Origin of the sequence: Adhaeretor mobilis, from assembly GCF_007741515.1 — a bacterium.
In the GTDB taxonomy this organism is placed as follows: Bacteria; Planctomycetota; Planctomycetia; order Pirellulales; family Lacipirellulaceae; genus Adhaeretor; species Adhaeretor mobilis.
The window spans coordinates 3,378,423-3,403,143 of record NZ_CP036263.1 but is presented as its reverse complement, the minus strand read 5'-3'; the positions used below and the strand labels follow the sequence as shown (position 1 = coordinate 3,403,143).

Below are 24,721 nucleotides of genomic sequence, written 5' to 3'. Positions count from 1 at the left end.
CGGCGATCCTTGGTTAAAGTGGCTGGTAGCCAGCGGTTGGACTCGTAGGGAAGAGCCAGTCCCCTTACAATGAGTGTTCCCTTCAGTGCCGCAATCGGCAACGCATTTTTTCAGATATTGACGCACAGCTTCATGACGCATCTGCCAGCCAAATCGACTCCGCTGAGGATTGGCGCGGTGAACTACCTAAATACAAAGCCGCTAGTTTATGGCTTGGCCGGCGAACTTCCGGGCCACGAGTTGAGTTTCGAATTGCCCAGTCAGCTTGCCGATCGATTGGCAGCAGGCGAGCTCGACGTAGCGCTTGCTCCGTGCGTTGAATTGTCGAAGCATCCAGAGTGGTCGATCATTTCCTCAGCCTGCATTGGCTGCCTGGGCCCTGTGCTGAGCGTTCAGCTTTTGTTTCGTTGCCCACCCAACGAGGTACGTACCCTTGCCCTAGACGAGGGGTCGCGTACGAGCGTCATTCTTGCACAGCTGCTCCTTCAAGAGCACTGCGGAGTTTGCCCTGAGTTGCTACCGCTGTCCATCGACGCTGCGCCTGAGGACGTCGTTGCCGATGCGATTCTCGTGATCGGCGACCGTGCGATCAACCTTTCTTCAGACCAGCTTGTCGAGCGTTGGGATCTGGGCCAGCGCTGGCGAGATCTTACCGGTTTGCCCTTTGTTTTTGCCCTGTGGGTGGCGCGGCCGGGCATCGATACTTCGGAGGTCGAGCGGGCCCTCAACACGGCCCGCGATCGTGGAAGTCGGCACCTACCAGCCATTGCGGCAGAACACGCCCGCGAATTGGGGCTTTCCGAGCAGCTCGTGCTGTCGTACCTTCGTGACAATCTCAATTTCCAGTTCGGAGCCCCTGAGCAACGCGCCTTGGCAGAGTTTTTTCGCCGGGCGCGGCATCTTCAACTAATCGATCACGCACCCGAGTTCACTTTTGATACCGAGTTCACTCCTTTATGATCGCCCAGCTAACCAATTCGGATATTCTCGAGAAAGCCGTCGCCGGAGTGCGGCTGTCGCCCGAGGAAGGTCTGCAGCTACTTGAGTCGCACGACTTGGCGGCACTGGGCCGCGCTGCGGACGAGATCACGCGCCGCAAACACCCCGAAGACTATCGCACTTACAACATCGATCGCAACATTAACTATACGAATGTTTGCACCGCAGTATGTGATTTTTGCGCGTTCTATCGCAGTCCCAAGTCGCCCGAAGGATACGTGCTCGATAGACAGGTGATGCTCAAGAAGATCGAAGAGACGGTCGAGCTGGGAGGAGATCAGATACTGTTGCAGGGCGGTTTGCATCCCGATTTTCCTTTGGAGTGGTACGAGGAAATGCTGCAAGAGATGAAGCAGCGTTTTCCTAGCGTAAACATCCACGGTTTTAGCCCGCCGGAGATTTACCACTTCACCAAGATTTCAAAGCTACCGCTTGAGCAAGTTCTCACTCGCTTGAAAGCAGCCGGGCTGGGCAGCCTACCGGGCGGCGGTGCTGAGATTCTGGTTGATCGTGTGCGCAGTGAAATCACGCGTGGCAAGGTGATGACCGACGACTGGCTAAACGTCCATCGTGTGTGGCACCAATTGGGAGGACGCAGTACGGCTACCATGATGTACGGCCATGTGGAAACGCTAGCCGAGCGAATTGAACATTTAGAAAGATTGCGGCAGTTGCAGGATGAAACGGCTGGTTTCACTGCGTTCATCTGTTGGAGCTTCCAGCCTGACCACACCGACATGGCTGAAATCCCCCCAGCAGGCGCGTTCGAGTATTTGAAAACCAACGCGGTGGCGAGGTTGTATCTGGACAATTTCGACAATCTGCAGTCGAGTTGGGTCACACAAGGATTAAAGATCGGCCAGATGGCCCTACTCTACGGGGCTAACGACATGGGCAGTCTGATGATCGAAGAGAATGTGGTCGCTGAAGCGGGTACGGTACATCACCTATCGCTGGAGCAAATCCGCGATGCGATCTCCAATCTCGGCTATACCCCCCGGCAGCGAAATGTCTTCTACGAGCTGATCGACGACGAAGTGAAGTCGGTTGTTCCGCAAAGTCGGCAAAACCTGCCTCTTCTGCCTATCGTCAGCTGAACTCTCGCCGGAACTTACTTCCTCTGACCGCTACCAGGCTGGTATCCTAGTTGAAGGGGATTCTTGGCCGTCGTCAGGTCCAGGAGACTCGGGTTCCCAAGGCTCAAGTACCCCGCCGCTCCTAACTACGCTTGCCGTAGCTTTTCCGCAACGAACGACAATATCTCGCTATGATCCAGGCTCACGAACTATCCAAGGCATACGTGGATCTGCATCGCGGAGAGTTTGTCGCTCTGGACGGCCTTAGTTTTCAGGCAAATAGGGGAGAAGTCTACGGAATCCTTGGACCCAACGGGGCGGGCAAGACAACCGCCTTGCGAATCCTCAGCACGGTGCTGCAACCCACCGGTGGCTCGGCAATAGTCAATGGCTACGATGTTGTGACCCAGCCGTCCCAAGTGCGTCGACAGATCGGGTTCATGAGTGCCAACACGGCCGTCTACGATCGCATGACCGCATGGGAAATGGTGGAGTACTTTGGCAGGCTCTATGGCATTGAGGACGAGCCACTCCGCGAGCGCATGGAAGACCTCTTTGAGCGGCTTCAAATGCAAGAGATTCGCGACTTGCTGGGAGCTAAAATGTCGACCGGCATGAAGCAAAAGGTTTCGATCGCGCGGGCAATTGTTCACGATCCACCGATTCTCATTTTTGATGAAGCGACTAGTGGGCTTGATGTGCTTGTTGCGAGAGCCATGCTCGATGCTGTAGCCGAGTTGCGAGATCAAGGCAAATGCATTGTGTTTTCCACGCATATCATGCGAGAGGCAGAGCGACTCTGCGATCGTGTGGCAATCATGCACCGTGGCCGACTCCTAGCTGAAGGAAACCTCGACGCTCTACGCGAGCAGCACGATCAACCCGATCTCGAAGAACTCTTCTTCGAACTTATTCATCAACAAGAAGCTGTTGTCACAGCCTAACTTCAATTCGTCCCAAAGCCTGAACGCAACAATAGCTGCTCAAACGATCATCCGCCATGCAATGGAAAAACGTTAAACTAATCTTCCTCCGCGAGATGCGGGACCAGCTGCGCGATCGTCGAACATTGTTTCTGATCGCTATTCTGCCGCTGTTGCTCTACCCACTGCTGGGTATGAGTTTCATGCAAATGATGCAGTTCATGCAAAGCAATACGGCAAAAATACTGATCGTGAATGCTCAAGAGTTGGAGTCGCCCGAGTTGCAGGACGCCGAATGGCTGCCGCCGCTTCTAGAGGGTGATTTCTTCTCACCAGAATTGATCCCGGGAAAGACCCAGCGAGATAGCCTACAAGTCGTACGAGCGGAGTCACTCGACCCCGAGGATCCTGCAGATATCCCCTTGTTGAAAATCGAAGGAGAGACTCCAGAGCAGCATGCGTCACGGTTACTCAAAGCAGGTCATGTACAGGCGGTGCTGGAGTTCCCCGCAGGCTTTGGAAAGGGTCTGCTGCAAGTTCGGGAGACCGTCATCGATCGCCAGCCCGCGGGGCAGACGAATGCTTTAGAACTTTCGCCCACTTACAACGCGGCCAACGAGAAGTCTCAGTCCGCTCAGATACGTCTCGAACGTGTCCTGCGGCTCTGGCGGCAGAAGATCACGGCACACAACTTGACTGACAGCCATGTGCCCATCCAGGCGACTCAGCCCTTTGACTTTCAGCCCGTAGATACTGCACCTGTCGAGCAAAAACAGGTTGTTGTCCTTTCAAAAATATTGCCCTTCGTGCTAATCATTTGGGCACTTACAGGCGCGTTTTACCCGGCGGTTGATCTGTGTGCGGGTGAGAAGGAACGCGGCACGCTGGAAACGCTGCTCACTAGCCCTGCCATGCGACGAGAGATCGTGTGGGGCAAGCTGCTTACGGTAATGCTCTTTAGCTCGGCTACCGCGCTTTTGAACTTGGCGACGCTTGGGCTGACCAGCAAATTTGTGACTTCTCAATTGGCGGCCAATCCTGCGTTTGGTTCGCTCGGCTCGCTGACCATGCCTTCGGCTAGTGCCATGGCGCTGCTGGTACTTTCCCTCGTACCCATCTCCGCCCTGTTTGGCGCGCTGTGCCTCGCATGTGCGGCGTTCGCTCGCAGCACCAAAGAGGGCCAATATTACTTGATGCCGTTGATGCTCGTGACGATGCCGCTGATGTTGCTACCGATGTCACCTGGGGTGGAACTCGATCTCGGCACCAGCCTCGTGCCGCTTACCGGTTTGATTTTATTGCTGCGAAGCGCCATCGAGGGGCAGTATCTACAAGCATTGCCGTTCGTTGTGCCAGTGCTGGGTGTCACTTCCATGTGTTGCCTGCTAGCGATTCGTTGGGCTGAAGAACAGTTTGCTAGCGAATCTGTCCTGTTTCGTGAAAGCGAACGCCTGGAATTGGGCCGCTGGCTGAAGAGTCTGGTCCGCGATCGTTGTCCGACGCCTACCTTGCCACAAGGAGTGTTGTGCATCGCGTTGATTATGATTGTTCAGTTCTTTGTGTCGGTCGCCTTCACGGCGCGGAGTGCGGAAGAAACAAGCTACAGCTTCATCGTTATTTCGACGCTCGTCATGCAGCTGGGCTGTGTACTCGCACCGGCTGCTCTCATGACGATCTTCCTCACCAGCAAGCCCGCCAAGTCACTACTACTAGACCGCTGGCCTCAGTGGAAGCATTTGGGAGTCGCCGGAGTACTTGCCCTCTTAGTGCATCCACTTTCGGTGCGTCTCAGTTCTGCAATCCAAGAGGTCTATCCCATCTCTCCCGAGATGCAGGGCTCGTTGCAGCAATTCCAAGAAGTGCTGTTTGGTTCTCCCTACTGGTGGGCAACGCTGCTACTGATTGCCGTCCTGCCAGCGGTTTGTGAAGAGATTGCCTTCCGTGGATTTATCCTGTCGGGATTGCGGCACCTGGGTCACAAGTGGTGGGCGATTTGCATTACCGCGGTTGCTTTTGGCGCGGTGCATCCGGTTATGCAGCAAAAGCTTAGTGCTGCCTCTTTGGGTTTGCTCATCGGCTATCTCGCTGTGCAAACCGGTAGCCTGCTACCTTGCACGTTGTTTCACGCTTTTCACAACGGACTCCAAGTCGGTGTGTATCGCGCCGCAGAATATGCGGAGGCTAACCCGAACTCGTTCGCCTATCAGTTACTCGGTGGAAAAGATCCGGCATTATATCAGCCGGCTGTACTGCTGTTGTGCGGCATTGCCGCTACGTTGCTAATCTTGAGTCTGCAAAAGGCCTCCTACGATCGAACGAAAGAAGAGAAACTACAAGAAGCTCGCGATCGCGGGAATACGCCACTCGTGAGCGTATAAACGCTGCCCTGCCCGTATCTCCCCCCGTTAGCCACACGATGCTAGGCCCATGACGCCCTTCTCATTGCGTGCCCGTTGGGTGTTGCCGGTCGATCAGCCACCGATTGAAGACGGCGTCGTGACCATCGCGGACGGTTTGATTCTGACTGTAGGAAAGGCGAGCTCGCATGATGGTCCCGTCGAAGACCTAGGCGATGTCGCGCTACTTCCCGGGTTTGTGAACACCCACACGCATCTAGAATTCAGCGACCACCAGACGCCTCTAGGTCCCGCCGATCAGGGTCTGCCCGCTTGGATCCGCAGCGTTATTGCGGACCGCCAACGCTCCACTCGCGACGCCAGCGCTGCCATCATTGCTGGCCTTGCGGAGTCACTCACGCACGGTGTCACAACGATTGCAGACATCGCGACATCGCCCTCTCAGTATTACTACGGTGTGGCACCCTGCCCCAACTTAATACTGCTTCAAGAAGCCATTGGGTTTTCCACGGCACGTACCAATTCAGTTTTCAACGACATCACAAATCGCTTAGAAGTTTGCGCAACTCACGGAGAAAGGTCCGAAGATCCAGGAATGGCCTATGGCATCAGCCCCCATGCACCCTATACGGTCAGTCTAGCTCTGGTTGAGAAACTTGTTTCTCTTGCGGCCCAAGAGAAGCTACCGATCGCAATGCATTTGGCTGAGTCGCAGGAGGAATTGCAACTGCTGCGAGAAGGAAACGGCCCCTTTCGCGAACTGCTTGAGGAGAAAAGCATGTGGGACGCGGGTGCAATTCCTGCCAATGCAACGCCATTGGACTTTCTGAAGCGATTGTCGGCAGCAGGGCATTCGCTCGTTGTTCACGGAAACTATTTGAATGCCTCTGAGCTTGATTATCTCTCAGAGCATCGAGGCACCATGTCCGTGGTGTTCTGTCCGCGAACGCACCGTTATTTTAATCACACAAAGTATCCGCTGGAAGAAATGCTCGCCGCAGGGGTGCGTGTGGTGGCAGGCACGGATAGCCGAGCCTCGAATCCCGATCTCTCGATCCTTGCCGAGTTACGCGCTATGGCTCAAAACTATCCAAGCGTTGCCGTGAGCCGGTTGCTCGCAATGGGTACCTTAGAAGCTGCGATGGCCCTGGGCTGGCAGGACCGCGCTGGCAGCATCACGCCGGGCAAGTATGCCGATTTGGTTGCCCTGCCCTGTGCAGCCCCGTCAGAGCCCGTTGAAGAGTTGCTGCACAGCGAGTCGCGGCCAGCGCGTGTGTGGCTACACGGCGAGCTGGCCGTTAGTTAGCATCTTCCATGGCTTTGATGAACTTGGCTAATTCGTTGAGCCCCTCGGTGGGCCAAACGACATCACCTGAGATTAGCGCCTCCTCTAGCTTCAGAGAAAAACCGGCAGGTGGCGCGTCGGGATATTCGGCAAATTGGGGCATGCCCATGCCACCGCCAAATTGTTGCATGGCGATATTCATCATGCGTTCGAACCATTGCATGACGCCTTGCGGCCTTACGACGCCCATCCATTGGGCCTCCTGGTCGAGCTGGCCGAGTGTTGTTTGGATATGCGAGTTCTGAGTGAGTCGGCTTTCCTTGCCTTCAATGAACTTCAGTACCTTGGCCATTGCCACTTCAGACGCCACGCCAGCGAGAATGCGATCTTCATCGATCTTCAGGAGGTAGACCCGCATCTTTCCGTCTCCGCCGAACATCGCCTTCATCATTTGTTGCACCATAGCATGCTCTTGGGGGCCCATCATTTTCAGCAGGTCCATCGACAAGAGCAGCCCTTGAGCGTCGCCAACGGTGGTCTCTTCCAAATCGTAGTGGAACTGCATGTCGCTCGTGGACTGGGCCATCACTTCGTTCCAGCTCTCCACGGCTTGCTTGTAAGTTTCTAAGTACTCCTGGGAGTTCTCCACCTTCATGACACTGTAGAAGTTGCTGTAGACTGGTTCGTCGTCAGTGCCAGGCAGCACCACCCAAGATACGCTCCGCAGGCCGTCGATCGTGCCCTGCCAACTTTCTTGGGCCTTTTTCCACTGTTGCTCGTCGAGGCCCTCAAGGCCATAAATTCCTGGGTTCTCTTTCATGAATTGATAGACGAACGCGCTCGCCTGACTAGCCCACTCAGCCGGCAACGGACCTCCTCCTCCGGCGACTATCGACTGGTCCTGGTAGTCAGCTAGTGGCGACCTCTCAGGCGCAGCGACTGCTGGCAGACGGGCCAGTTCGCTCTGCTCGGAGAGCAGAACTCGTTGGGTGACGCGCATTCCCTTTTCCTTATCGAATGAGACGCCCAACCCAGCCAACTCCACTTCACTGCCGCAGGCTTTAAGAATGCCGTCGTACATATCCATGATTTGCGCAGCCGGCTTCGTAAACTCATCGAGTTCGTCATTATCGGCACCAGCTTGAAGCTGTTCAATCTCCGCCGCCATGGCCTGACGACCGAGCGCGGTTAGTTGTTTGACGCCTTCGGGCATGATGATGGCTAGCAGGTCAGTCCCGTCGATCCAGCTTGCTAAGGGTTTCAATGCAGCGACCGGCCCGGGCTCGTCGGCGAGTACCTGTTGCATGTTCTCGCGATGCTCAAGGTTCATCAGCAATGCGAACTTTCCCAGACGTGCGACTAAGACTTCTTCGCCGGCGATTGTGATTCGGCAAATCTCTCCGCTGGCGTCTCCCTCAATCGGGGCCACGAATTTTGCGTAGTCTGTCACTGGCAAAAGGAGCAAGGGAATTGGATCTGATGTCAAATCTTCACTAGGGAGCAGTGCAAGCATCACGTCGCCATTGCCATCCAGCCCTTCCTTCAAGCCGGTGGCGAAGTTTAAGAAAATTAAGGGTGAGGGAACCCCTTCGATGGAAAACATCTGACAGAACTGCTGGACCTTCGCGTCTACCTGTTCCAAATCTTGAGCCACTAGCAATCCCAACGCATTGGGGGGCAAGTGTTCGATGACGTTTTCTGCCCGAGCGGATGCACAAGCGAGTTGAACGAGAACACTGACTAGCAATGCAGCTTGAGTTTTTCGAGCGATCATATTGAGATGCCAGAGAATGGCTATGGGGAGATTGTGGTTCAGGAAACTGCGTAGTGCTGCATTATCAACAACTGAGCGACTCGGGGCAAGAATGAGTTTATGTTACCTTTAGAACAATTCGTCTGCGAGCGGGGACTGCTTGCCATCAGCAATCGAGTAAATGAAGGACCAGTGGAAAGCGAGCCCAATCAAGACGGCGATGTGAAACACCTCGTGCCACTGTACTACGCCAGGGACAAGCACGGGCCAATTCGTAAACTCCAGCACGGCACCAATCGAATAGGCAAGCCCGCCCCAGAGTATAGGCATCACGAATTGAAAGCCACGCTTTCGCCACAGCGCGATTCCAGTGCCCAGCCCTACCCAGCCAAGCCCGAGGTACATGGCTAGCCCCAGCACCTGCGGCAACTGACTAAAGTAGACGGTCTTAACGACGATCGCCGTGAGGGCCAGCCCCCATATCAATGCCAATACGCCCCAGCGAGCCCTGCCGCGAAAGAGGATCACATGCATTGGCGTAAAGGAGCTGGCAATCAGCACGAAAATGGCTGCGTGGTCCAATCGCTGTAGGACCGCCCTGCCAGCGGTGCCGGGGGTGAGCAGATGATAGACTCCGCTTATCGAGAGCAGAAAAACACTGCCCAGCGAAAACACCATGAGACTTCTGCGATACAGCAAGTTCCCGTTTGCCCGTTTCCAGAGAGGCACGGCCAGCGCCGCGAACAGGACAGCTCCCGCAAGGTGCGAAAGGCTACTGAATGGTTCTGAGAAACCAGGCATGGGAACTAAAGTCGCCAACAAAAGTGTTTGCCGCCCGATCTTGCTGACGAGTCATGTGTTGCGAATTATTCGAATCGCAGAGCCTAAATTTCAGTTAGCCCATCACTCGCTTTGCTTCGGCGACAACGTGATCCGTGGTGATTCCCATTTCCTTAAACACGAGTTCAGCCGGTGCAGAAGCTCCGAAGCTGTCCATGCCCACGAATCCCCCCTGGTTACCCAAGTACCGATCCCAACCCTGGCGGACTCCTGCTTCGACACCGACACGTGCGGTTACTGAACTGGGCAAGACTTGCTCGCGGTATTCTTCCGGTTGATCTTCAAATAACTCGAACGAAGGCATGCTCACAACACGGGCTTTCACTCCATCGGCGGTCAGTGCTTCGTAGGCTTCGACCGCGAGCGACAACTCGCTGCCCGTTGCCATGAGGATGACGTCCGGCTTGCCGCCATCAGCGTCGGCAAGGATGTACCCGCCTTGCTTAGCACCTGAAGCCGGAGCGTACTTGGTGCGATCAAGCGTCGGCAAGTTTTGCCTGGTCAGGACCAGCGCCGATGGCCGACTCTTCTGGCTAAGGGCCGCATGCCAAGCGTAGACCACCTCGTTCGCATCGCCAGGTCGAATCACAACAAGACCAGGAATCGCCCGGGCGGCCGCCATTTGCTCGACGGGCTGGTGAGTCGGGCCATCTTCCCCAACGCCGATGGAATCGTGTGTAAAGACTTGCACGGCAGGCACGCCCATGATGGCGCTCAGACGCATGGAGGGACGCAAGTAATCGCTAAATACGAAGAAGGTAGCTCCGTAGGCTCGCAGGCCGCACAGGGTCATGCCGTTCACCGCCGCAGCCATGCCATGTTCGCGGATTCCAAAGTGGAAATTGCGACCACCGTAGTTCTCCGCTTGAAAGTCGCCAGCTTCGGGGGCGTCGATCAGCGTTTTGGTCGAAGGAGCCAAGTCAGCCGAGCCGCCGAGCATCCAGGGGATATTGTTGGCGAATGCGTTGAGCACTTTGCCGCCAGAAGCACGTGAGGCCATGCCTTTTGCGTCGGCGGGGAATTCGGGTAGATCGGCATCCCAGCCCTCGGGCAGCTCGCCCTTGTTGATCGATTTGACTTCCGCAGCAAGTTCCGGGAATTCACCTGAGTACTTCGAGAACAACTCCTCCCAGTCCTCGCGCGATTGCTTGCCTCGCTCGCCGAGTGTGCTGCGGAAACTCTCATAGGCTTCGTCAGGTACGTAGAACTTCTTATCTGCGGGCCAGTTGTAGGCCTCTTTAGTAAGACGAATCTCTTCGTCGCCCAGTGGCGAGCCGTGGGCGCCAGAAGTGTCGGCCATGTTGGGCGAGCCCCAAGCGATAATGCTCTTTACGATGATCAACGTCGGAGCATCGTTGCACTTGGCGAACTGGTCATAAGCTTTGCCGAGTGCGTCCAGGTCGTTAGCATCGTCAACCGTTTCGACGTTCCAACCCAGACCTTTAAATCGCGTGCCGACATCCTCGCTAAACGCGAGGTCGGTATCTCCCTCAATGGTGATGTTGTTGTCGTCGTAAATCCAGCACAAGTTGGAAAGCTTCAAATGGCCAGCCAGCGAAGCCGCCTCGCAAGCAACGCCTTCCATGAGATCTCCATCGCTGCACTGGGCGTAGACGTTGTAATCGAAAAGTTCATAACCGGGCCGGTTGTAGCGAGCCCCCATCCACTTGCTGGCAATGGCCATGCCGACACTGTTGCCGCACCCTTGGCCGAGCGGTCCTGTGGTGGTTTCAACGCCCGTGGTGTGGCGGAATTCGGGATGCCCTGGTGTGACACTACCCCACTGGCGGAAATCCTTCAAAGCGTCCAGCGACACGGAAGGCTTGGGTGTCACCTTGCCTGAGTCGTCCACTTGTTTCACCTCTGCTAGGTGAAGTAGCGAATACAGCAACATCGAGGCATGACCGCACGAGAGGATGTAGCGGTCGCGATTGGCCCAATGAGGTGCCTGTGGATCGTAGCGGAGCACCGAGGACCATAGCTGGTAGGCAACCGGAGCCAAGGCCATTGGTGTGCCTGGGTGACCACTGTTGGCGGCTTGCACGCCATCCATGGACAGGGTGCGAATTGCGTTGATGGTGAGTTCGGTTGTATCGCTAGCGACAGTCGACATAGGCGGGGGCTTTATTCGTAGTTACGATGGTGAATTGTTAGGACGAGAATATCGGGTACTGTGCTCGAGATGAGGGCACATGATGGACCTCCACGAGGGGCGAGTTTCGCCGTTAATATAGGGGTTAGTTTCCCCCAGTGTCAAACGGCGGATGGCACTGGGGGGGCATAATTCTTATGATGAGCCACCAAGAGCACAAAGCACACAAAGAACTAAACAATTCACTCTGAAGCCCTAAAAGAAGCCAAGAATTGTGGGCTGTGAAGATGTGCTGCAAATCTATGGCCCAATCAACCTCTGTTGAGCTTTTAGCTAGATTAAACACCTCAATTCAAGTAGCTCATTCCAGTAGATTCTAGCAGATAGTGGCTCGGGGCTAGCGGCATCTGGGGGACTCAGCAGAGCACACGTTGCCCGTTGTTTGCGTGCTCGAGGGCGCGATTTGCCAAGCAGATAGCCCGATGAGCGTCGTCGAGGCTGGAACTCTTAAGAATGAGACTCTCGACAGCACGATGAAAGTGCATCAGGAGTTGCTCTCCGACGGGTCGCTCGTGTTCGAGGGACTCGAGGTGATGCCCGGCATCGTCAAACCAGGAAAGCGTGTTGGGGAGATCGATGAATGCGATACCACGCTCACAGACAATTTTTAAGTCGGCCGGCCGACGATAGGCGAGCGACTCGCTCCAAGTGCGAGGAATATAGTCCCCGCAACTGATGGTCGCCAAAGGCCCCGCTCCCGGTTGATCAGCGGGCGAAAAGTCGAGGCATACCGAGAAGTATTCCGCCCCGGGAAGATCGTTCTGAGCGTTGTGAAGCGTTTGTTGTGGCGGTGCGAAACGTGTCGAAGTCAGCGAGGTTGGTTCATCTTCTACAAGATAGCGACACCAATCGATCAACTCTACGAGATCACTCTTGCAGCGAGATTTACCTACACCGGTTGGTGAGGTGATTCGGCGGCGATTGCAGAAGAGCAATCTCGGTTTGCCAAGTCGTGTGGCGATCAGTTCCTTCAGCCGAAGCGTAGCAGGGGAAAGGCGGCAAGGAAATTCCGCCATAAAAGCGACACCGGCCTGTTGTAGTCGATCTCGCAATTGGGCAGCTTGGGCGTCCTCGAGTTCGAGTGCGGCGCTGCAATAAACTGCCTTGCCCGCGTCGCAGGCGGCATTGATTGGCAGGGAACCAAACCATTTAGCTGACAACAAGAGCACGGCATCGATATCGCTGCGTTGCGTCAACGCGCGAAAGCCATCGCACACGTTGGCATTCACTTCCCGTGCAACCGTAGCTGCGCGATGTTGTACCGGATCGCAAACCGCGACAACTTGATAGCGATCGCCCAACGCACGGAGCGCCGGCAGATGCCGCGATTGCCAAGCCGCTCCAATTCCGATGACGCCGACGCGAAGTTTCATTGGGAGAGCACAGTCGTTGAGAGTAACTTAAGGGCAAGTAGAGCTAGACGAATCTAGAGATAGAATTATAGCCGCTAGCAGCCCGTCCGTCATTTTTCCTTGCTAGCAATCATTCTAGCTAGTAACTCCATCGGCAGGCCGACCACGTTGGATTCACTGCCTTCGATCAGGTGGAGCCAGCCGACGCGATCTTGATAACCGATAGCTCCTGCCTTGCCTTCCCAGAGTCCGCTCGCGAGGTAGTGGTCGATCTGTGTGTCAGCCAGCGTATCCATTTCTAATTCTGAAATTGCGATTTGCATATCCACTTCAGATAATTCCCCAGAAGCGTCACAACGAGCGACAGCCAAGCCACTGTATACCCGGTGGACCGTTCCGCTCAGTCGATGGAGCATTTCTCCCGCGTGGTCTTCGCTCGCTGGTTTTCCCAGAATCAGCCCGCCGCACTCGGCCACGGTATCACACGCAATGAGTAGGCAGCCGGCGGGTATTTTGGTGTCTCCCGATGCGAGCTGCTGCGACACGTCCTCAGCCTTACGAAGTGCCAAATCCGTGACCAGTTCGGCAGGGCCACACTGTGAGCAAATGCCGCACTCTGCTCCTTCGTTGGGCGGGACGATCTGGAAGTCGTGGCCCGCCTCTCGGAGCAGGCGCTGTCGCTGTGGCGAGGAACTTGCGAGAATCAGGGGAACTGCGCTCATGAACTAGTGACACGGAAAGGGTTGCGACTGTCTCGCCGCACCGACAGCGGCTATGTTGAATGTCGAGACTAACTCAGATTGCCGGCTTCGACAACTCGCTGCCTGCTAACTTGAGCCCCGACGGTTGGCCTACTTTATTCCTTTTCCTATGCTTTTTGGCATTGAGAACTAACGCTTCGTCCGATGCCAAATCACAGTAAATCGCCGGAGGTGCTATTCGAGGACAACCATCTTCTCGTGCTGAACAAGCCGGCAGGTCTGGCGACGATGGGCGTCCCGGCTGGCGAAACAAGCTTGCTAACGGTGGCGAAGCAGTACTTGGCACTCAAGTACAACAAGCCAGGCAATGTCTACCTAGGAGTTGTCAGCCGGCTTGATGCGCCGGTGAGCGGCATCGTCCTCTTCGCGCGCACTTCAAAAGCCGCAAGTCGGTTGAGTGAGGCATTCCGAACTCGTAGCGTCGAGAAGACCTACCTAGCTGCCGTGGAAGGTGTGCCTGACGCTGCCCAGGGAACTTTGGAGCATTACGTGCGCAAGGATGAACGCAATCAACGCATGCACACAACCCATGCGGATGCACCGGATGCGAAGATTGCCCAGCTATCGTACGAATGCCTAAGTAGCAATTCGCAATCCTCGCCATTGCCAACCTCGCTACTAAAGGTCGCGTTGGGTACGGGTCGCAAGCACCAGATTAGGGTGCAGCTGGCAAAGATCGGTCATCCCATTCTGGGCGATAAGAAGTACGGTAGCGAGTCGAGTTTCCCCGAGGGGATCGCCTTGCATGCTTCAGAGCTACAACTGGAACACCCCGTGCGCCGCGAGCCGCTTGAGATCAAGGCGAACCTTCCGAAGTACTGGAGAAGCGACTCTCGTACACGGTGCTGTTTGGCAGGATTTGAGTAGAACCTTGAGCAGCAGAGAACATCCGTAGCGATCAGCCGAATGGTAACGCTGCGGTGGTTGAAGTAAACTAACACTGGGTGCCGTGGCTCTCTTGCTGGGCAGCGGCACCCGGTGGCCACGAATCAGGCTCGGTGATTTAGGATCGCAATGACGACTTCTCCCAACGGCAACACGACCACCTGCTGTATTGCCGGTGGCGGACCGGCGGGGATTTTTCTCGGCTATCTACTGGCCCGCTCCGGTGTAAACGTGGTCGTCCTGGAAAAGCATGGCGACTTCCTACGCGACTTTCGCGGAGACACGATACATCCCTCCACGCTGGAGTTGCTGGACGAGTTGGAACTTCTCGACGATTTTCTGCCGTTGGCCGATTTTCGTGCTGAAGCGCTACGCGTTAACTTGGAGGGCGATGAGTTCATGGGACCAACGCTTTCCCACCTCAAGACGAAATGCAAGTTCATTGCCTTTACGCCGCAGTGGGACTTTCTGAATCTGTTGAGCGAGCGAGCGAAAGACTTCCCCGGCTTCGACTTACGAATGAACACCAAGGCAATTGATGTTGTGCGTGAGAACGGTCGAGTTGTAGGCGTGAAATGCATGGCGGGCGATCAAGAATACGAAATTCGCGCGGACCTCGTTGTCGCTGCGGATGGTAGAAGCTCGACTCTCCGAACGGCGACTAACCATCAGGTCGTGGAGCAAGGCATCCCGATCGATGTCCTCTGGTTTCGTCTTGACCGGCCGGCTGGCGACGATGGTCACACCTTGGGGTGGCTCAATGACGGGAGGATGCTGGTGACTATCCCTCGGCGCGACCACTATCAAGTAGCCCGCATCATTCGGAAAGGAGCGATCGATGAGATAAGATCGAAGGGAATTCGACACTTCGCTTCGATGGTCGGTCGCATCTGCCCACCCCTGGAGAAAGCGTCGCACGGACTTGCCGACTGGGACGACGTGAAACTGTTGACTGTGCAAATTAATCGGCTAACACAATGGCACGAGCCGGGGCTGCTCTTTATAGGCGACGCCGCGCACGCAATGTCGCCGGTCGGTGGTGTAGGGATCAACTTGGCGATTCAAGATGCTGTGGCGACAGCAAATCGACTGGTCGCGCCGCTGAAGTTAGGTGCGTTGACTGAATCCGATCTGGCTGCCGTCCAGAAACGACGCGAACCGGCTGCCCGGAGAACGCAACGTTTGCAGTCGATCGTGCATTCCCAGTTGTTTGGCGGGAAACGTTCGCCCGGCCAGCCGATTTCCCTCTCTTGGTCACTGCGTATACTAGTCTGGCTGTTCGCGCCAATCTTGCGAAGAGTCGCGGGCAAAATGATCGGGATCGGATTTCAGCCCGAGCACATCGAAACGGAAGCCCAATACAAGTCGAAATAAGTGCAACAGCAGCATCCCGCGACTTTGCTTGACAGGTCACGAGCAGCAATAGCCTTGAGCACATGAAAACATCCGAATGGTAACTCTGCAATTGTTAAAGTACACTAACGCAACTTCATTGGACTGACTTCACTGGATTGACTGCAACAGTGCCGCGCAACGGGACGGATGATTTGTCGGACAAGCCCCACTCCATTTTTGAACAAGCGGGACTCGCTAGCGGCTTGCTGACGCAGGACCAGATCGATGCTGCTTGGCACGCGATAGCCACGCTGGCTGCAGACGCCGATCGCTCGCTCGAAGAAACGTCCGATCAAGTTCTCGCGGATTGTCTTGTCGAGCAAGAGATCCTGAATCGCTGGCAAGCAGTCCAGCTACAGGAGGGGCGAACCAAGTTCACGCTCGGACCCTACCGCGTGCTCGATACCATCGGCAAGGGCGGCATGGGGTACGTGTTCAAGTGCGAACACGAACTACTGGGGCGCATCGAGGCGGTGAAGGTGTTGCCCAAAACGCACATGGCACCGGAGTCAGTCGCAAGTTTCCGACGCGAAATACGCGCTCAAGCACAACTCGATCATCCCAACCTCGTGCGCCTGGCGTTCGCTGATCGAGACGGAGATATCTACTACTTAATTACGGAGTACGTGCCGGGGTCGGATCTGAGAAGATTGATCCACAACCATGGCCCGCTGACGACTCTACAAGCGGCGCTTGTGATTTCTCAGGCCGCTACTGCGCTCGAGTACGCTCACAAAAATGGCCTTGTGCATCGCGATGTGAAACCAGGCAATGTGCTCGTGACGCCTGATGGCAAGACGAAGCTGGCCGACCTTGGGTTAGCGGTCTTTTCTAAAGATATGGCTGGCGACCCACATCTACCGAATCGGAGCATCGTGGGCACTCCCGATTTTCTTGCGCCCGAGGCGATCACCAGTCCCGATAAGATTTCCCCTTCCAGCGATATCTATGCCCTGGGTTGCACCTTTTACTATGCAGTGACCGGCAAGGTGCCTTTTCCGGGGGGGACCACGAAAGAAAAACTTCGCCGACAGTTAGAAGAATTGCCGCTTACCCCCCAACGACTCGCAACGGAGGTCGAACCGGCGATCATCGACCTGATCGCCGACATGATGCGAAAAAACCCAAAGCAGCGAATCGGTAGTGCCGCGGATGTCATCGAAAGACTGCAACCTTGGATCTCGCAGATCGATGAGTCCACATGGGACGATCTTGGCGAGTATGTACTAACCGCAAGCGCCTGCGATGAAGACGATAGTTCGCTTCATGAAACGACTCCCGTGGAATCGAGCGAAATCACGCATGGCGCGGCCGGCTTGAAAACCGACGCAGAACCATTCGCTGCGGCATTGGTTGCGAGCGATTCCAGGCTGGATCAGGCGCGTCCAGATCTGCCCGTGATCGTGGTAACCGATGGGGCATCCTCTTCAGCACCAGCGGAGTCTTTCCCTTCCGAAGAGTTCTTCGGGCTAGGCCGCAGCTTGGCAGCTTTGATCGCCCTCGCAGTGATCGCAGCCCTGGCGGCGATCATCACGGCGATATGGAATAGCTTTTGAGAGAAGGTTTGAGAGTGGAAAGCCTTAGCTAGCCCCGCTTCGCTGCGGTGAGTTCGCTTTGCAGTTCAGTGAGGGGGCGCGAATCGAGAAATTTTACCAGCAGCGTTTGCGTATCAGAAAAGAGCTTGTCTATGCGTTGCTGGATTTGGGCATCCTCAGACGAGCTACCTCGCTGCGCGGCTTTGATGGCACGGTCGAAGAATGCGCGGCTAGGTAAGTCGTTCAACTGGGCCATGATGTCTTCGGCATCCTTGATGCGGTCTTCCTTGATTCGGGCGCGAATCCTTGCCATGTAGATCGCCCGACGAGCGACCAGATCGATGAGTTGTTCTCGGATTTCAGTGATCTCGGCTGTCGCACGTAATCGCACGGGGTCGTCCGCAATGGGTGCTTCCAGCAGAGGCGTGACGCCCGGTGCGACTGGAATTTTCGCTAGAAGCTGGCCATCGCTGCGCAGGAAAAGCATCGACACTGGTTTTTCGCCCGGCGGCACTGTCACTGTGCCGTGTGCGTCGGTAACGCCCAATGGGTGCGACGTTTCCTTCACAGCGTCGCGCAGGAACACCTCATAACCTGGGAGAGGCTGTTCTTTGGAGTGACGTGCATAGAAGCGTACGTCGGTGCTGGCATCCGGCTGGCGAAGGCCGATCGCCAATTTCTGAACTGAACCCCTCCGCCGCGATCCGAACGGGCGACGGGCACCTGTGAAGACCGTCGCAGAGCAGCTTTCGCCTTCCGGTGCGTCGGTAACAAGATAGGTCCATGGGATGGGCACAATGCCATTGGCAAGCAACTCGCCAGCCCGATTGGTGCGACGCAGTACGGGTAAAAAGACTTGGTCTTTTGCTATTAGGGGCACCGCATTGATGTCCCCTGAACGGCGCGGAAGCCGGCTACCGCGAAACACAAGCTCGACGCGCGTGTCGTCATCGTCCACAGGCTCGATGGTCGCGAGTGGAGAGAACGCCTCGGTGAGGAGCTGGAATGCCTCTTCTGCCAGCATGCTTCGCTGATAGACCCGGCGCTCGACGGGCATGCCCCAGCGGCGTGCGTAGACATCGTATTCCCGACAACGCAGGAGATAACCGTCGTTAGTGGCTACGATGCTGAGGGTTTGTAACTTGTCGAAAGCCTTGAGCTCATCCGACAAATCTTCCCAAGTAAAGTTGGGAAGCTGTCTTTTAAAAAGTTCCCGCTGGGACAGACTGGCAGGTTCGATGGTGAGCTTCCACAGCGGAGTGAGCGTTGCCTGGACGCGTCTTTCAATCGTTGATTGGACCTCCCTCGTAAGGTTCGTTTCAGGTCGAGCGCTGGCATCTACCGAAAGGGTGACGTGAATCTTATAAGCAGAGAGTGCCCAAAACTTATCCTCAGCTGCTTGAAGCGGCCTTGAGCTGAATAGGGCGATCACCATAGCAATCGCAGGAAGGAGGCAGCGTGGAATCGCAGCGCCGCGGTTTCGCTGTTGAGCTAATTGATTCGGTTGTTGGGAAGAGCTCGTGCGCATTACAGACTCGCCCCGCCGATTCGCTTTTGCCAATTGTTGACATTCTGATAGAGCTCAACCGGCTTCGTACCAACCCCTTCGAGCACGTCACGATACGCAAAGTTATTAACCGTTTGCCAAAGTGGTATCACCGGTAAATCGTAGTGGGCAATTTCGTGGATTTCTTTCAGCTGGGCACTCGCTTCGCTCCAATTGCTCGCTTGGTCAAGTTTATCGAGAGCCAGATTCATGTAGGCCGTCGAATGCCCCGCGAGGCCTTCAGGACCAAGAAGCCGTCGAGCATCAACGACCGGTTCTTGCATGGCCAACTCGGTGTAGAGGAGATCGTATCCGATCGATTCCAGCTCACTTCGCGAGTACAAAGGGGGCAGCTCCTTGAGTTGGATAGGAATTCCCACGCCATCGAGTTGCAACTTGAGTGTCTGACATGCCAGCTGGGCAATCGGGTCGTTTTGGTAAGCCAAGATCAGCGGCTTCGGTGGCGGCTTGGGTTTTTCGTCGCCCTCCTCACTTTCAGAGGCTTCTTTTTCAGTGTCTTGCTTCTTCTCGGCCGACGCACTTTCAGCCTTTCTTTTGGCCTCTGCGAGCTTGGCTAGGTTTGCTCTGGCTACAGCCGAGAGGACCGAAGCAAGTCGTGGCTCGTAGGGTCTGGGCTGAAGTTCTTTTTTGTAAGCGTAGGAAACCGGGTCGTTCAAGGAAGAGCCGGCGGGAAATGGTCCGCTGAGTGTGAGAAACCCTGCTTGACGTCTCCCACCAAGTAGGATCTCACTCACGATCGTCTCGCGATCGATGGCATAACATAGAGCTCTGCGGAATTCACGCGTTGCCAGGAGGGGATTATCGAAATTGATCGCCAGTACGTGCACGGTCGGCATACGATAGGTGCCGACTCGCACGCCGGTGGTGCGTTCTAAGCGATCGAGTTGCCAAACGGGAACGCGATCCAGCGCGTCAACTTCACCCCGCACCAAAGCGTTTAATGCGGCCTCGTCACTGGGATAGAGCATTTCGACGATATTCTGAGGCCCGTCATCAACTGGGGAATCACGCTCGTACCGCACACTGGAGCTCTCTTTCGAGCTATCTAAAGGGCTCATGCGGAACCAAGGAGACTCCTCAGCTTGTTGTCCGAGGTGCCCTGTGGAAGTCTGCAGGAGTGCCTGAGGGCGAATGTGCGGGCGTTTCCAGGCGATTCTTATGATTGAGCCGTCGATGAGCGAAACGCCTTCGAGCAGCTCTGCTACGACCGCTGAGTAGGATGCCCGCTCGGGGTTGCTCATGGCCAAGACTGTCCGAGCAAGCGCGTCGGCTGTGACGCTGTAATCGCGGGCCTTCGGCGAGAGCTTAAGCGTAGTGACAAGCCCTGCATCGTTGGTCTTGAGTTCTCCCCAGGGACAACTGTAGTCGCCCCCTTCGGCTCCGAAGCCAATCATCTGCACGAGTTCCGGCCTCACCAGACTGTCGACGCGCTGTTCAGCAAATGTCAAACCGCGGCCAAATTCGGTGGTCGCCCCCCAGTTGGAGACACCCACGCGAACTTCCGGGGCGGCCTGCTGGATTTTCTCTAACAAGTCGGCGGACTCTTTCATGCCCGGCAGAATATCGTAGGCGGCCTGGACAGCAGCGCGTGCCTTGGCAAAATCCTTGGCTTGAAATGCTGCCTCTCCCACGGCGAGCTTGGTCCTGGCCGCCTGCTCGAATTTCTGTTGCCAGCCGTCGAGATTCTTTAGCTGGAGTTTAGGGAACGTCTTGCGAACAGAGGCAAGCGCGGTTCTCGCCGCCGAGTAGTTGTCTGAACTCAAGTGATCTTCGATGAGCTTGTTGCTGACTAGTGGGGCCGCACGCTGCAGCCCCTTGTGCTGAGGATTGCGTTCATAGAGAGCCGCCAAGATGGTGAGCGCCTCGTCGGAGGCCCCACGCTCGTAGGCTGCCGCAGCATCTTGGATAAGGTAGTTTTGGGAGGCCTGCTCTAGGCCTGGCAGGTCGGCGTAGTTTTTATGCAGGAACGCGAAATGCTCGAATGCCTCTACGAACTCTTTTTGCGATGTCAATCGGATAGCTTTGGTAAGTACGAGCTGTTCGTAAAGCTCGACCTTAGCGATCGACTTCCAGTCGAGGATGTATTCCTTAGATGGCTGGCTCAACTGATAGAGTTTGAGCGTGCCGCTCTTGGGAAGCGGATTGGGCACCGTGCGATTAGGAAAATCCAATAGCACGGTCTCGAGCTTTGTATTGCCTGAACTTAGCGTTATAAGATCGAACGCCGGGCGATCGATCAATCGCTCGACGACCTCATCAGCCGCCCCCGCAGTACTAGCTGTCAGCCCGGCAATCGCGCACAGGGCAACCGATAGTGCGGCTAGCAACTGACGATGAGCGTGGTGGGTGGGGACAGCAGCGTGAGGCATGTTTGGAAGTTGGTTATTGGTGATTGGCAGCTTGCGTGCGGTGGGGCTCGATTATTGATCGACGATCATCACTGCTCCGTCGGCTGAAGTGACAACCACTCGGGAGCCGAATGCAGTGGGGCCCGCGGCAATGGCGCGACCTGTTTCGACGGCGGATACCTCCGTGCCATCGGCGAGGCTTAGCGTGACGAGGTGCCCATCACGCCGTGCGAGGGTGATGCCCTCCTCGGAAACTAAGGGCCCACCTGCTGGTGTGTCATCAGTGAACGGTTGCCGCCATGAGGCTTGATCATCTCGGACGAATACAATCTCTTTCGTATCGAGCATCACGAGCATGCCATGGCCAGCAGGATAAGGCCCCCAAATAATCTGACCTCCGAGATCAACCTCGCCGCCGGGCTCTAGATTCGGGAGTAGGAACGAAACGAGTTTCCCCGCCTTCGTTCCTGCAAACACACGCTCACCCACCGTCGCCAGTTGAGTTACCAGGGGGGAGGGGCCAATGTCGGCGGCAGCGACCGCGGCAAGATGGGGTTGGGGGTTGCTCTCCAATTTCAAAGCGTAAATTTTCTCGACTCCATCACTCAATGCCACGAGAGAGGTATCGCCGCCAGTGGCTGCCGGTGCCAGCCACTGGTAGTCCTTGCCGGGGCTCAACTCGGGTTGAAATGCTGTCGCGAGCTCACGCCCGTCAGAGGCATTCAAGAGAAACACTTGGCCAACTTGCGTGGGTGCGATCACCCCTTTTTGCCAAGCAATTGGCTTACTCGCTAGCGGGGCGGCCAATGTGAGTAACTTTGGCTTGTTTTCTGCACCAGCGAGCAAGAGCTGCTTCGAGCCAACACTCCCACCAAACAAGGTCCCGCCTTCTGCCAACAGATTGAACGTCAGTGGCTGCTTTGGCAAACTTGCGGGATGGGCCGACGTTGTGGCAACGCCGCGCCGAAAGTCTTCTTGGGTCAGTTCATACTTGTCGCCTGAGGCGGAAATTACGCTGAGTGTATCTCCCGTAGCAATCGCGGGACCAGCATTCGGCGTAGCGACGGTGGTTTCCCAGAGGCTCTTCCCCTCTTCCGCATTCATTGCGGATACTTTGACTCCCGCCTGGCCGGGCTCTCGGCGGGCGTGAAGCACTAATCCTTCGATGCTTTGCAGCGGAGCGTCGAAAATTTCGCCTTGGTAGTCGCGGTCGATACTGCGGACCGGCAAACTATTACCTGTTGGTTGGACTGCTAGCTTCAGTAATTCACTACCAGCTATCCACAAATGGCGATCAACCATTAGCCCGTGACGCGCCACTTGGGGACCGCGATCTGCATCGCGACCGGCCAATTCAACAATTGCATCTTTTCCGTCGCCCGCTCCGATCTCATAGACCGTTGCCTTGCCCAAGGTAGTGACCGCCGCAAGGCGACGACCATCGAGGAGTAAGGGAGTCGTGACCAAGCCTTTGAGTCTTTCAGAAGCCGTTTCAGATGCAGCAGCTCCTTGATCGTTCAGCGAGAGTACGTGGAGCGTGCTTGTCTCTGTGCCCGTATTCTCAGCGACAAGCAACTTATTGAGGACTGACAGCGGCGAGACACGTACGCTGTCCTCCGCGTGCCCAAGGTAATACACACCGAGGCAGGAGAGATCATCATTAGAGAGCGTGTAGATGTTTGAGTGCTCACCGGCGAGGTAGAGGCGATCGCCGCGGGAATTCAGCGCCGGTGGCGTGTTAAGTGGCTGGCTAAATTGCACATAGCCTTTAAGGTCCCCACTCTTCGCCGAGAGCACGTAAAGCTTGCCCGAGTGCCCAGCAACTAGCAACTGATCGCCTGAGAGAACGGGGGTAGCTAGTCGGTCTGCGAGGGGCTGCCTCCAGAGCAACTTGCCTGAGCGGGTCTCCAGGCAGATCAAATCGCCGGTAGTGGGCTCCCAGCAATAGACTTGCCCCCCAGCGATTAATGGTTGGCTGTCGATGGTCTGGCCTATGGAACGTCGCCACAGCAAGTCGCCGTCGGCAGCACGTACCCCATAAAGACCGCCATCCAAAGAGAAGATAGCTTGCCCTGATACACCCTGGGCCGCACCGCCAGTGCGACGCGCTAAAGCAACCTCACCGAGTACGGCCTGTTTGCGTGGCTCCTTCGTTGCTGCCTGTGAGCTCTTTTCGAAACGGACTAGCGCTTGCTCAGCCGCGGCGATATCAAGTACTTTCTTAGAAAGCGGTTCATTGCTACGTAGTCCTGGGTACTTCGAAAGCAACGTCTTGTACGTGGAAAATGCCTGGGCCGGGTCGCCATCCGCCACGGCATTATCGATTTGTGTGAATGCCTCGGCGAGTTCTGTATCGCGAGTCTGTTGCTTGCGCACACGAGTGAGTGTCTCTTCGACAATCGAGAGCCGATCGTCTTGGCGATAGGAAGAGGGCACGTATTTCGTATTGGCTGTCAGCGCGAGAGCCTCCTCGGTTTGCTTGATGCGCTGGTCGATGGTTGCTGAGTCCTCTTCGTTCTCTGCTTGCTCAGAAAGCCCCTCGGCGATCTCGGTGAGCAGTGAGGAGAGCTCCCGTTTTGATTCCGTATCCGCTGCGAAGCTTTCCTCCTCCTCAATCTCGTCCAACTCGGCCTGGGCAACTTCCAGAGCTTTATCGAACTTCTTCGTATTCTGCGTTGCCTTCCAAATCTTAGCCATCCCTAGTCGAACTATGGCATTGCCGTACTCGGGATGCCCTTGAAAGCCCTCCGCGAATCGCTCGTAAGCCTCAATGGATTGTCCGTAGTTCTGGCTCTCGAAAGCAGTTGTGGCTTCGTTGAGTACGTGGTCTGCATTCTCGCGTGTGAGCAGCCAGTAGATGAGTCCCCCGGCCAGTAGCAACGCAACCAGTCCACCACCGCCGAGCAGCAGTAAGGGCGAGTCCCATTCGTTCTGTTTCCCGCGCTTGCGATCGCGTTTTTTTCCTCGCTTACCTTTCCTCTTTCCTTTGGTTTTAGCAGGGCCTTCGGCATCGTCCAGTAGAGGATCTTGCCCAGTGGACTCTGCTAAGAGAGGGTCGTTGAGCATGCCCCCACCAGCGGACGACTCACCGTCCGAGGAAAAGGCGGAAAGAGGATCGTCCAGCGGGGCGCTCTCAACCACGGGCTCTGGTGCTGCGGGCTTCGTTTTTGGGGCTTTGGCCGCAGGTTCTGCCGGCTCATCGGCGATCATCGGTTTCGGTTCGGGTGGGTGCTTCTCGCTGGGTTGTTCTGGCAAAGGAACAATTCCCAGGATGCTGGACTCCGCCTTGTCTGTGACCGTCAGTGTCGTGGTGAGTAAATCTTTCGCTTGTCGACGTGTGATTAGCTCTTTTTTGACTAAGTACTTCAATACCGACTTGGAGGTAATCCGACTGTCGCCTTGATTCAACTTCGCGCGAAGCTTATCGACGATCGTCTTCGGCACCAATTGCCGGTCTTCAAGAATATTGAGAAAGTCTTGGGTCTTCATGGTG

General features: G+C 55.9%; 16 protein-coding genes. 8 read left to right on the top strand and 8 right to left on the bottom strand.

Annotated elements, in window-relative coordinates; translation table 11 throughout:
• Positions 1-69: 69 nt before the first annotated feature.
• From HG15A2_RS13465 to HG15A2_RS13445, 5 genes are all read left to right on the top strand, one after another.
• Positions 70-960 (top strand): menaquinone biosynthetic enzyme MqnA/MqnD family protein, encoded by an 891-nt coding sequence (locus HG15A2_RS13465; RefSeq protein WP_246117731.1) that lies wholly within the window; start codon positions 70-72, stop codon positions 958-960.
• A complete protein-coding gene (mqnC, locus tag HG15A2_RS13460; protein ID WP_145060727.1) occupies positions 957-2,096 on the top strand; it encodes a cyclic dehypoxanthinyl futalosine synthase in 1,140 nt (379 codons plus the stop codon). The genes HG15A2_RS13465 and mqnC overlap by 4 nt, the downstream gene beginning before the upstream one ends.
• 170 nt (positions 2,097-2,266) lie before the next feature.
• Positions 2,267-3,019: an ABC transporter ATP-binding protein gene (locus tag HG15A2_RS13455; RefSeq protein ID WP_145060726.1), complete on the top strand. Its 753-nt coding sequence runs from the start codon at positions 2,267-2,269 to the stop codon at positions 3,017-3,019.
• A gap of 56 nt (positions 3,020-3,075) precedes the next feature.
• A complete protein-coding gene (locus HG15A2_RS13450; RefSeq protein WP_145060725.1) occupies positions 3,076-5,376 on the top strand; it encodes an ABC transporter permease subunit/CPBP intramembrane protease in 2,301 nt (766 codons plus the stop codon).
• Positions 5,377-5,425: 49 nt separating this feature from the next.
• Positions 5,426-6,661 (top strand): amidohydrolase family protein, encoded by a 1,236-nt coding sequence (locus HG15A2_RS13445; RefSeq protein WP_145060724.1) that lies wholly within the window; start codon positions 5,426-5,428, stop codon positions 6,659-6,661.
• On the opposite strand, the gene HG15A2_RS13440 is transcribed toward HG15A2_RS13445, so the two are convergent.
• The 5 genes from HG15A2_RS13440 to HG15A2_RS13420 all read right to left on the bottom strand — a co-directional run bounded on the left by HG15A2_RS13440 (position 6,654) and on the right by HG15A2_RS13420 (position 13,459).
• Positions 6,654-8,414, bottom strand: a complete 1,761-nt coding sequence (locus tag HG15A2_RS13440; protein ID WP_145060723.1) for a hypothetical protein — start codon at positions 8,412-8,414, stop codon at positions 6,654-6,656. The genes HG15A2_RS13445 and HG15A2_RS13440 overlap by 8 nt on opposite strands.
• Before the next feature lie 108 nt (positions 8,415-8,522).
• A complete protein-coding gene (gene trhA, locus HG15A2_RS13435) occupies positions 8,523-9,194 on the bottom strand; it encodes a PAQR family membrane homeostasis protein TrhA (RefSeq protein WP_145060722.1) in 672 nt (223 codons plus the stop codon).
• 94 nt (positions 9,195-9,288) lie between these two features.
• A complete protein-coding gene (gene tkt, locus HG15A2_RS13430) occupies positions 9,289-11,346 on the bottom strand; it encodes a transketolase (RefSeq protein ID WP_145060721.1) in 2,058 nt (685 codons plus the stop codon).
• A gap of 395 nt (positions 11,347-11,741) precedes the next feature.
• Positions 11,742-12,758, bottom strand: coding sequence for a Gfo/Idh/MocA family protein (locus HG15A2_RS13425; RefSeq protein WP_145060720.1), 1,017 nt, complete (start codon positions 12,756-12,758; stop codon positions 11,742-11,744).
• An 89-nt stretch (positions 12,759-12,847) separates the two neighbouring features.
• Entirely contained in the window at positions 12,848-13,459 is a 612-nt protein-coding gene (locus HG15A2_RS13420) for a Maf family protein (protein WP_145060719.1), read from the bottom strand.
• 183 nt (positions 13,460-13,642) lie between these two features.
• On the opposite strand from HG15A2_RS13420, the gene HG15A2_RS13415 reads away from it, so the two are divergent.
• From HG15A2_RS13415 to HG15A2_RS13405, 3 genes are all read left to right on the top strand, one after another.
• Positions 13,643-14,365 carry an RluA family pseudouridine synthase gene (locus HG15A2_RS13415; RefSeq protein ID WP_145060718.1) on the top strand — a complete coding sequence of 241 codons (723 nt, stop codon included), beginning with the start codon at positions 13,643-13,645 and terminating at the stop codon, positions 14,363-14,365.
• A 147-nt stretch (positions 14,366-14,512) separates the two neighbouring features.
• Positions 14,513-15,757 (top strand): FAD-dependent oxidoreductase, encoded by a 1,245-nt coding sequence (locus HG15A2_RS13410; protein WP_145060717.1) that lies wholly within the window; start codon positions 14,513-14,515, stop codon positions 15,755-15,757.
• A 173-nt stretch (positions 15,758-15,930) separates the two neighbouring features.
• Positions 15,931-17,334, top strand: coding sequence for a serine/threonine-protein kinase (locus tag HG15A2_RS13405; protein WP_145060716.1), 1,404 nt, complete (start codon positions 15,931-15,933; stop codon positions 17,332-17,334).
• Positions 17,335-17,362: 28 nt separating this feature from the next.
• On the opposite strand, the gene HG15A2_RS13400 is transcribed toward HG15A2_RS13405, so the two are convergent.
• The 3 genes from HG15A2_RS13400 to HG15A2_RS13390 form a co-directional block, all read right to left on the bottom strand.
• On the bottom strand, positions 17,363-18,748 hold the full coding sequence (locus HG15A2_RS13400) for a hypothetical protein (RefSeq protein WP_145060715.1): 1,386 nt from the start codon (positions 18,746-18,748) through the stop codon (positions 17,363-17,365).
• A 92-nt stretch (positions 18,749-18,840) separates the two neighbouring features.
• Positions 18,841-21,249 carry an ABC transporter substrate-binding protein gene (locus HG15A2_RS13395; protein WP_145060714.1) on the bottom strand — a complete coding sequence of 803 codons (2,409 nt, stop codon included), beginning with the start codon at positions 21,247-21,249 and terminating at the stop codon, positions 18,841-18,843.
• A gap of 51 nt (positions 21,250-21,300) precedes the next feature.
• Complete coding sequence (locus tag HG15A2_RS13390) at positions 21,301-24,717, bottom strand: outer membrane protein assembly factor BamB family protein (protein ID WP_145060713.1); 3,417 nt, start codon at positions 24,715-24,717, stop codon at positions 21,301-21,303.
• Positions 24,718-24,721: the final 4 nt, after the last annotated feature.